Annotated in this window: 1 protein-coding gene; it reads left to right on the forward strand. The window is 45.3% G+C overall.

The annotated features are described in order from the left end of the window. A partial coding sequence (locus A3762_RS06000; protein WP_156493282.1) for a DUF1194 domain-containing protein occupies positions 1-292 on the forward strand: 292 nt, incomplete at its 5' end. Between the last annotated feature and the right edge of the window lie 24 nt (positions 293-316).

Consider the following 316-nt stretch of genomic DNA (forward strand, 5'->3'; position numbering starts at 1 on the left):
CGCAGCAATTAGTGCAGCAACAACAGCGAATTCAAACGGTATTACTGTTAACGCCATTGGTGTAGGGGATGCATTGACCAACGCGAGTGGACAAAACTTTTTAACAAGCTTAACCACTGCTGGCGGAGGTTTTTTTGTTACTGCGAACAACTTCAGCACTGACTTTGAAGCTGCATTGAGAACAAAACTGTTCAGAGAAATCAACGATGTTGAAGTATCTGAGCCGGGCACTTTAGCTTTGTTTGCTATCGGGCTAGCAGGATTAGCGGCAACACGTCGTAAAAAAGCGTAATTACGCCAAGCTCCTGACCATCAG

It is taken from the genome of Oleiphilus sp. HI0125 (genome assembly GCF_001635355.1).